7 protein-coding genes and 1 pseudogene are annotated in these 7,521 nt (G+C 28.1%); all 8 read left to right on the top strand.

Going from position 1 to position 7,521, the window contains the following annotated elements; all coding sequences use genetic code 11:
* Positions 1 to 553, top strand: a 553-nt coding sequence (locus MR593_RS01890) for an ABC transporter permease (protein ID WP_290686397.1), incomplete at its 5' end; no start/stop codon positions are given.
* Between the two features lie 26 nt (positions 554 to 579).
* Positions 580 to 1,257 carry an ATP-binding cassette domain-containing protein gene (locus MR593_RS01895; RefSeq protein WP_290686399.1) on the top strand — a complete coding sequence of 226 codons (678 nt, stop codon included), beginning with the start codon at positions 580 to 582 and terminating at the stop codon, positions 1,255 to 1,257.
* Between the two features lie 151 nt (positions 1,258 to 1,408).
* Entirely contained in the window at positions 1,409 to 2,287 is an 879-nt protein-coding gene (locus MR593_RS01900) for a substrate-binding domain-containing protein (RefSeq protein WP_290686402.1), read from the top strand.
* A gap of 63 nt (positions 2,288 to 2,350) precedes the next feature.
* Positions 2,351 to 3,220: a substrate-binding domain-containing protein gene (locus tag MR593_RS01905; RefSeq protein ID WP_290686405.1), complete on the top strand. Its 870-nt coding sequence runs from the start codon at positions 2,351 to 2,353 to the stop codon at positions 3,218 to 3,220.
* A gap of 183 nt (positions 3,221 to 3,403) precedes the next feature.
* Positions 3,404 to 4,537 (top strand): radical SAM protein, encoded by a 1,134-nt coding sequence (locus MR593_RS01910; RefSeq protein ID WP_290686407.1) that lies wholly within the window; start codon positions 3,404 to 3,406, stop codon positions 4,535 to 4,537.
* 41 nt (positions 4,538 to 4,578) lie between these two features.
* On the top strand, positions 4,579 to 5,547 hold the full coding sequence (locus MR593_RS01915; protein WP_290686408.1) for an aldehyde ferredoxin oxidoreductase N-terminal domain-containing protein: 969 nt from the start codon (positions 4,579 to 4,581) through the stop codon (positions 5,545 to 5,547).
* Positions 5,548 to 5,618: 71 nt separating this feature from the next.
* Positions 5,619 to 6,839: a molybdopterin molybdotransferase MoeA gene (locus tag MR593_RS01920; RefSeq protein WP_290686410.1), complete on the top strand. Its 1,221-nt coding sequence runs from the start codon at positions 5,619 to 5,621 to the stop codon at positions 6,837 to 6,839.
* 41 nt (positions 6,840 to 6,880) lie between these two features.
* A pseudogene (locus MR593_RS01925) lies at positions 6,881 to 7,521 on the top strand (molybdopterin biosynthesis protein); the annotation flags it as partial.

Consider the following 7,521-nt stretch of genomic DNA (forward strand, 5'->3'; position numbering starts at 1 on the left):
TTTAAGTATAATTATTTATTTAAAAGATTTTAAATTAAAAAAACAATTTATGCTAGTAGTAAATGCACTAATGAGTACTCCACCAGTAGTAATGGGTCTTGTAGTATTTCTTATGTTGTCCAAAAAAGGACCATTAGGTAGTTTTGAACTGTTATTTACTTGTCCAGCGATGATAATAGCACAAGTTCTTCTTTTAATACCGATGTCAATTAGTTTAATTGTCGATGCTTTAAATAAATGCGGTGAGGATATACTAATTACATGTAAAATATTACAAGTAGAAAAGATACAACAAAAATGGATATTTTTTAAAGAAATAAAACCTTATCTAGCGACTATATTAATAACTGTTTTTGGAAGAGGAATTTCAGAAGTAGGTGCAGTAATGCTAGTCGGTGGAAATATAAGAGGAAAAACTAGAGTTATGACTACTTATATTTCTCAATCTACATCAATGGGTAATTTCGGAAATTCTCTTATAATAGCAGCAATATTACTTACTATTTCATTTGCATCAACTTTTATTATTAGAAGATTGCAAAGAGATATATAGATAGCGGTAGATAGAGGAGGAAATAAATGATATATCTTAAAAATATAAAAAAGAATATAAAATATCAAAATCCATTAGAAGTAGATGAATTGACTTTTGAAAAAGGCAAAATATATTCTGTTTTGGGTCATAATGGAAGTGGAAAAAGTACTTTATTTAAAATTTTATATAATATCGTTGATTTTGATGAAGGAAGTATAGATATAGAAGGTAAAGGATTTAGTCAAGAAGTTGTATATCAATATATGAGTTATAATCCTCAAAAATCATATTTTTTAACAGGAACATTAAGAGACAATTTTGATTATTTATATAAATACAGTAAAAATAGCGATTTATTAGGAAAGACAGAATTAGAATTATTAATAAAAGAATTTAATTTAGAGCATAGATTAGATACAAATATAAAAAAATTATCAGGTGGAGAACAAGCGAAAGCACAATTCATTAGGACTCTACTTATGAATAAGGAATATATTCTTTTAGATGAACCTATGGCGAGTATGGATTTTAAAACTATAGAGCTAGTAGAAGAAAAATTAAGAGAATTAAAAAGTATGAATCGATCAGTAATATTAATTACTCACGATTTTGTACAGGGAAATAGAGTTAGCGACGAAATAGTTTTTATGGAAAATTTAAAACTAATAGGAAAATATAAAAAGGATGAATTTTTCAAAAATAAGCTATTTTTATCTATGTAGATGATAATAAAGCTTTAAAACTATTTTAATTAGACTTTAAAATTTCTATCTTTATTTAAAATATTATATAAATGAGATAATTTTATATTAAAAGGCTATAAGATAGAAATTTTAAATATATATTTTTTATATTAATAAAGGGGGACTAGAAATGGTCAAAAAATTTTTAACAGTTATGCTAGCAGCAGTGCTAAGTATAAGCATGGTGGCATGCTCATCTAATCAAACATCACAAAGTTCAAGTGCTTCAGCAAGTGAAGAACAAAAGGAAAACAAGGCGGTTGAAGAAATAACTTTAGTTACAACAACAAGCTTAGACGACACAGGATTTTTAGCAGAAACATTAAAAGGTTTTGAAGAAGCTAATAATGTAAAAGTTAATGTAGTAGCTAAAGGAACAGGTGAAGCTTTAGAATTAGGAAAATCAGGAGATGCTGATATACTATTCGTACATGCTAAAGCTAAAGAAGAAGACTTCATAAAAGGTGGATATGGAGTAGACAGAAATGAAATAATGTACAATTATTTCGTAATAGTAGGACCAAAAGGTGGAGAACATAATGCAGAAATGAAAGATATGAGTGCTCCAGATGTATTCAAAGATATAGCTGATAATGATTTAACTTTCGTTTCTAGAGGCGATGAATCAGGAACTCATACTAAAGAATTAAGCATATGGAAAGAAGCTGGAATAGAAACACCTGATTTCTCTAATTACAATGAAGCAGGAAAAGGTATGGGAGCTACATTACAAATGGCTAGCGAAATGGGAGCTTATTGTTTAACTGATATAGGTACATTTTTAGCAAGCAAAGATAAATTAGACTTAGAAATAGTTAAACAAGCTGATGAAAGCTTAAAAAATGTTTATTCTATAGTTAGAATAGCTAACTTAGATCCAGAAATGGAAGAAATGACAAATAAACTTTTAGAATATTATCAATCAGATGAAGTTCAAAAAGAAATAGCTGAATACGGCGAAAAAGAATATGGAGAACCTTTATTCTATACATTTGATGAAAGTAAATAATTGTGTATTAAAAAATTTTATTGTTTGAAAAATGTTTAATTAGTTTATAAGAGGAGTAATTATATGAAGAATGTAAAAAAAATTATGGGGTTAGCTTTAACACTAGTTTTAGGTTTAACAGCAGTGGGATGTTCATCAACTAGTTCTAGTAGCAGTAGCAGTGCAAGTTCTGAAGGTAAAGATTCTGGAGTAAAAGAAATAACAATGGCTTCAACATACAGCTTAGATGAAACTGGATTTCTTGCTGATACTTTAAAAACTTTTGAAGAAGAAAATGGAGTAAAAGTTAATGTTGTAGCAAGAGGAACAGGTGAAGCTATTGAGTTAGGAAAAACAGGAGATGCTGATATACTATTCGTTCATGCTAAATCTAAAGAAGAAGAATTTATAAAAGAAGGATATGGAGTAGATAGAACTGAAATAATGTATAACTATTTTGTTGTACTTGGACCAAAAGGTGGAGAACACAATGAAAAAATATCTAAATTAAATGTAGTAGATGCATTTAAATATATAGCTGATAATAATTTAGTGTTCTTATCTAGAGGGGATCAATCAGGAACTCACGTTAAAGAATTAAGTATATGGAAAGAAGCTGGAATAGAAACACCTGATTTTTCTAATTACAATGAATCAGGAAAAGGTCAAGCTGAAACTGTAAAAATGGCAAGTGAAATGGGTGGATACGTTATAACAGATAAAGCTACTTATTTATCTAATAAAGATAATTTAGATTTAGAAATCGTTATAGGCGAAGACGAAACTTTAAAAAATGTATATAGTGTAGTAAGAATAAAAGATATAGATGATGAAACAAAAGCTATAACAGATAAATTAGTTGAATTCTATTCAAGTGATGAAATGAAAGACACAATAAGAGAATACGGAAAAGATAAATATGGTGAACCTTTATATTTTGTTATAGGTGAATAAGTTTAAAGAATAATACATATTTTGAAATTGTTTTATAGAGCGGTGGTTTTCATCGCTCTATTGATTAGATAATACATTATTAAATTAATAAGAAATAATATATTATCTAATTGATAGAGCGGAAAAATAGGATTCAAATATAAATAAGTTAACATAATGTTATGTTAAACAAGGAGGATTTGCATGATAAATGAATTAAAAAAATTGTATATTGAGCCTACTTCTAAATGCAATTTAAATTGTAAAATGTGCTTTAGAAATACATGGATAGATGAAAAGCTTTCAGATATGAATCTAGATATTTATAAAAAGGCAATTAATACTATGCCAGATACTGTAGAGACTGTGTTTTTTAGTGGTATGGGAGAACCTCTTCATCATCCTGATATAATAGAAATGATAAAAATAGCATCGAATAAAGTTGAGAAAGTGGAACTGCTTACTAATGGAACTTTACTTACTGAAGAGATGTCTAAGGCTTTAATAGATGCTGGACTCACTATGCTTTGGATTTCTATAGATTCTTTAGAAGAAGAGGATTATGAAAAAATAAGAGTAAATAGTAAGTTAAAAAAAGTCATAAATAATATCAAATCTTTTAATAGAGTTAGGGAATACAATCCAGAAACCAAACATTCAAAAAATAATGTAAAATTAGGTCTAGCTTTCGTAGCGATGAAAAGTAATATCGATCAATTAGAAAAAATGCCTTTGTTCTGTGCTATTAACGGTGTAAATAAAGTTAACGTTTCCAATTTATTACCATCAGATGAGGCTTCTACAAATGATATTTTATATTCTAGATCACTTGGAGTTGATACTAGTTCAGAATCTATGTTTAGCATCCTTCCAGAGATAAATATTCCTATTATGGATTGGAATATGAATTCTGTAGAGAAAACATTAATCAAGCTTTTAACATCTCAAGTTTCTAGCTTAAGTGTTAGTAATAATAAAATATCTAGAAAAGCACATGCGTGTAAATTTATAGATGAAGGTTGTACATTTGTTAAAAATGACGGTAATATATCGCCATGTATGCCATTATTACATAGCAGTGAAACTTATTTATTTACTGAAAAGAGAAAGGTATACCATCATTCTTTTGGAAATTTAAATGATTCGTCATTAGAGGATATTTGGAATTCAAAAGAATATACAGATTTTAGAAAAAGAGTCGATGAATTTAGTTTTTCTCCATGTGTAGTATGTGGAGGATGTGAAAACTGGAAAGAAAATATAGAGGATTGCTTCGGAAATCCAAAGCCTACATGTGGAGCATGTCTTTGGTCTGAAGGAATTATATCTTGTCCATAGAATTTGGACAGATTAATATTTTATATAAAGGGTGATAAATATTGAAAAAAGTTGCTGTTGTTGATTTAACTACTAATCAAGTATCGATTAAAAATATAGAAGATAACCAAAAATTAATAGCTGAAAATGACGATTTAATTTTTGAAGCACCGAGTTTATGTGGATATGGTGTTTTAGGATTGAATAGATTAAATATTTATTCTAAAAATAGTAATTCAAAGGCAGGTGGTTATTTTGCACATTATTTAAAATGTAATGGTTATGACTATCTATTTATTAAAGGTAGATCAGAAAAATCTGTGTATGTTTATATAGATAATGAGAATATTTTTATAAAAGATGCTGAAGAGATATATTTTTATGATAAAGAAAGAACAGAAAATAAAATAAAAAAAGATTTAAATAATGAAGATATTGAAATAGCTCAAATAGGAATTGCAGCGTGTCATGGAGTAGAGTTTTCTAGAATAATTCTTGGAAATAAATCTTGTGGAAAAGATGGGCTTGGCAAATTAATGGGAGAGAAAAAATTAAAGGCAATTGTTTTGAATAAAGAAAAATTTTTGCAACCAAAATCTGAAGAAAAACTTTATAATATAAATAAAAAAATAGCTGATAAATTGGGAAATGAAGATATTGAAGCATATTATAATGAGGAAAATAATTGTTTTGGGTGTATTGTAAATTGTGGAAGTACATCTATAAAGAAAATAATGAAAAAAGGATTTTCATTAGAAGAAGCCCAAAGTTTAGATTCTATCTCAAATCATTATGGAATGGATAGCTGTATGTTTGCTAGTATAGCTGATAAAGAAGAAGATTTTCAAAAATTAGCAGAAGATATAGTTTTTAATAATAAAAGCTATGAACTAAAGCCTAGTAAAAAAAGTAAAATACACGATGAAAGCGATGAATTTGAAGAATTAGGCTTTTGTAGATTTTTAATTAAAAAAAATATATTAGATCAAGAAGATATAAAAATGTTAAAGAAAAGTATTTTAGGTGAATAATTATATAGTAAATAAAATTTGTATAATTTATATAGATTTTAAAATATGTAAATTTAGAAGGGGGTTTTAATATGAAATTATTTGATGTAGTCACAGTACAAGATGCATTACAGATAATGAAGGAAAATTTTAATTTTAATTTAGAAACAGAAACAATACCACTTACTGAAAGTTTAAATAGATATTTAGCTAATGATATAAAATCAGATACAGATGTACCTCATTTTAGAAAATCTTTAGTAGATGGATATGCAGTATTAGTAAGAGATGTGTTTTTAGCTAGCGATACTAATCCAGTTCCTATGAAAATAGTGGGAGATAGTTATATGGGACAGGTATATGAAGGACTTCTTGATAATGAAGAGGTTGTATACGTTCCAACTGGAGGTATGGTTCCAAATAATGCAGAAGGCGTTGTAATGATAGAAAACTGTGAAAAGCTAAACGATCAAGATTTATTAGTTCAAAAAGGAGTAGCTATAAATGAAAATATAGTTGAAGTTGGAGAAGATATAAAAAAGGATCAGCTTCTTTATAAAAAAGGACACCTTGTAAACTACAGAGATTTAGGAGTATTAGCTGGAGCTGGAGTAAAAGAAGTAGAGGTTTATAAAGAATTAGTAGTTGGAATAATATCTACAGGAGATGAAATTCTTACATTAGAAGAAGATATTAAGGACGCAAAAATAAAAGATATAAATACTTACATACTATATGGTCAAATGAAGGAAATTTCTTGCAACCCAATAATTTATCCACCAGCAAAGGATAATTTACAAGAAATAATAAACTTAATGGATAAAGCAAGTAAAGAATGTGACATAGTACTTATTTCTGGAGGAAGCTCTAAGGGTAAAAAGGACGAAACTATAAATGCTATAGAATCATTCGAAAACAGCAAGGTTTTAATAGAAGGTATAGCTATAAAACCAGGAAAACCTACTATTGTAGCTAGTATAAACGATAAGTTACTTATAGGATTACCAGGTCATCCACTTTCTTGTGCTTTCGTAGTAGAATCTATAGTCATACCATTTATAGAATCTCTATTTGAACCAAAAAAAGAAAGATACGTAGTATGCGAATTTAAATACAACTACCACAAAGCTAGAGGTAGAGAAGAATATCTATCTGTATATATAACTGAAGAAGAAGGAAAATTGGTTTGTACTCCTATATTTGCAAAATCAAGTATGATAAAACATTTTGCAGACTGCGATGGATATGTGAAGATAGAGAGAGATTTAGAAGGTATAAATCAAGGAGACTTAGTTAAAGTAAATTTATTCTAGAAAATTAAATATATTAAAATAAAGTAAGGGAGAATATCAAAATGGGAAAATACTTATCAAATATACCTTTACAAGAAGGTTTAGAAAAATATTTAAATGCATTAAAGGATAAAATAAATAAAGAGGTTGAATATGTAGATGTTGAAGAATCATTAAATAGAATGAGTGCAGAAGCAGTATTTGCTCAACTTTCTGCTCCATTTTATAACTGTTCAGCAATGGATGGGATAGCAGTAAAGGCCGAAAAAACCTTCTATGCAAACGACCAAAATATATTAACTCTTAAATTAGATGAAGATTACGTAGTTGTAGATACAGGAGATCCAATTCCTAGACAATTTGATGCTGTAATAATGGTAGAGGATTTATTAGAAAGAAATGAAGACAGCGTTAAAATATACAAACCAGCTATACCTTGGCAACATATAAGATGCTTAGGAGAAGATATAGTAGAAAAAGAAATGCTTATACCAAGCTATCACACTATTAGACCTCAAGATATAGGATCTATGATAAGTGCAAAAATAGATAAAGTAAAAGTATTTAAAGAATACAAAGTCGGTATAATACCAACTGGAACAGAGCTAATAGACAGACATACAGCACCTAAAATAGGAGATATAATAGAATTTAACTCTAGATTATTTGAAGGATTAGTTTTACAATACGGAGCAAAACCAGT

The sequence above is a fragment of the Intestinibacter sp. genome, assembly GCF_022780145.1.
Lineage (GTDB): Bacteria > Bacillota > Clostridia > Peptostreptococcales > Peptostreptococcaceae > Intestinibacter.

Bases quoted from the DNA above. Each gene is read 5' to 3' on its own strand.
- MR593_RS01895 (WP_290686399.1), top strand. From the start codon at position 580: ATGATATATCTTAAAAATATAAAAAAGAATATAAAATATCAAAATCCA.
- MR593_RS01900 (WP_290686402.1), top strand. From the start codon at position 1,409: ATGGTCAAAAAATTTTTAACAGTTATGCTAGCAGCAGTGCTAAGTATA.
- MR593_RS01905 (WP_290686405.1), top strand. From the start codon at position 2,351: ATGAAGAATGTAAAAAAAATTATGGGGTTAGCTTTAACACTAGTTTTA.
- MR593_RS01910 (WP_290686407.1), top strand. From the start codon at position 3,404: ATGATAAATGAATTAAAAAAATTGTATATTGAGCCTACTTCTAAATGC.
- MR593_RS01920 (WP_290686410.1), top strand. From the start codon at position 5,619: ATGAAATTATTTGATGTAGTCACAGTACAAGATGCATTACAGATAATG.